The organism is Altererythrobacter sp. C41, assembly GCF_016803135.1.
GTDB lineage: Bacteria > Pseudomonadota > Alphaproteobacteria > Sphingomonadales > Sphingomonadaceae > Pelagerythrobacter.
The window spans coordinates 1-1374 of record NZ_JAEVFE010000025.1 but is presented as its reverse complement, the minus strand read 5'-3'; the positions used below and the strand labels follow the sequence as shown (position 1 = coordinate 1374).

General features: G+C 65.4%; 1 protein-coding gene. It reads left to right on the top strand.

Features of this window, described 5'->3' with window-relative positions:
- Positions 1–1374, top strand: a 1374-nt coding sequence (locus JNO53_RS15255; RefSeq protein WP_203113634.1) for an Ig-like domain-containing protein, incomplete at both ends; no start/stop codon positions are given.

Below are 1374 nucleotides of genomic sequence, written 5' to 3'. Positions count from 1 at the left end.
CCATCACGGTCACCGGCACGAACGATGCGCCCGCTGCTGTTGCCGATAGTTATACGGTGGATGAGGACAATACGCTGACCATTGCCGCCGCGGCGGGCGTTCTTGCCAATGACAGCGATCCCGATGGCGACGCGCTCAGCGCCATAGTGGTCGCAGGACCGGCGAACGGCACGCTGACGCTCAGCCCTGACGGCAGCTTCGTCTATACGCCGGATGCAAACTACACCGGACCCGACAGTTTCACCTACCGCGCCAACGACGGGACCACCGACAGCGCTGCGGTCACGGTCGACATCACCGTGACATCTGCCAATGACGCACCCATGGCTGTTGCCGATACGGCCGCAGCGACCGAGGACGCTGCGGCGGTGACCGGCACGGTCGCCACTAACGACAGCGACGTTGACGGCGACACGCTGAGCTATGCGCTTGATGCCGCGGTGGCGGGTCTGACGCTGAACGCGGACGGCAGCTACAGCTTCGACCCGAGCGATGCGGCCTATCAGGATCTGGGTGCCGGCGAGACGCGAGATGTGGTCGCAAGCTATACCGTGTCCGATGGCAACGGCGGTACTGCAAGCTCGACGCTGACCATCACGGTCACCGGCACGAACGATGCACCAGTGGCGGTGGCTGATGTTGCTGCGGCGACCGAGGATGCTGCGGCGGTGACCGGCACTGTTGCCGGTAACGACAGCGATGCCGACGGCGACACGCTGGCGTTCGCACTCGTGGCGCCGGTGGCGGGTCTGACGCTGAACGCGGATGGCAGCTACAGTTTCGACCCGAGCGACGCGGCCTATCAGGATCTGGCGGCCGGCGAGACCCGCGACGTGGTCGCAAGCTATACCGTGTCCGACGGCAACGGTGGCACTGCAAGCTCGACGCTGACGATCACGGTTACCGGCACGAACGATACACCAGTGGCGGTGGCTGATGTTGCTGCAGCGACCGAGGACGCTGCGGCGGTGACCGGCACGGTCGCCACTAATGACAGCGACGTTGACGGCGACACGCTGAACTATGCGCTTGATGCCGCGGTGCCGGGTCTGACGCTGAACGCGGACGGCAGCTACAGCTTCGATCCGAGCGATGCGGCCTATCAGGATCTGGCGGCCGGCGAGACGCGCGACGTGGTCGCAAGCTATACGGTCTCCGACGGCAACGGTGGCACTGCAAGCTCGACGCTGACGATCACGGTCACCGGCACCAATGACGCGCCCATTGCGGTTGCCGACACGGATGCAGCCACCGAGGATGCTGCGCCGGTGACCGGCACTGTTGCTGGTAACGACAGCGATGCCGACGGCGACACGCTGAGCTATACGCTCGATGCCGCGGTGGCCGGCCTGACGTTCAATGCCGACGGCAGCT